The following is a 461-nucleotide window of genomic DNA, read 5'->3' on the forward strand; positions in this document are numbered from 1 at the left end:
TAATGAGGAGATTCTATTCCCCATCCAAGCGCTTCCTTTACTGACCATACAAAAAATGGTGAGGTCACATACAAACAACCGATGCCTTATTTAATAAAAAACAACAAGAAAGAAGTGGTTTCAATAATAGACACGACAGGAAAGGTGTCTGAAATGAATCAGGCATACCCTCAACTCACGGTTTTAATTAACAAAAACAAAATAATTTTAAGACCGCCTAGTTATAAACAATTTTTAGGTTTGGCTAAAGACAACATTGGCAACCCCATTTATACACGTAATTTTGACAAAGGGCTTAATGGGCTGCTCTCTGGCTCAGAGTGGATTCATTCCTCTGGGGTTTCCAGATTAAATTCGCTGATGCAAATCCTTGTCTTTCCCTGCGTGACTTTATTTTATTTTGGTGTTTTTGGGGTTATCTTACTCCTACTGTCCGCATTGGTTCAGCTGTACTCTGATAT

At 38.2% G+C, this 461-nt stretch carries 1 pseudogene; it reads left to right on the forward strand.

The window, feature by feature from the left end:
• Positions 1–153: 153 nt before the first annotated feature.
• Positions 154–461 (forward strand): annotated as a pseudogene (locus Ldro_RS13215) (hypothetical protein); the annotation flags it as partial.

This window comes from Legionella drozanskii LLAP-1, assembly GCF_001467585.1.
GTDB classification, from domain to species: Bacteria; Pseudomonadota; Gammaproteobacteria; order Legionellales; family Legionellaceae; genus Tatlockia; species Tatlockia drozanskii.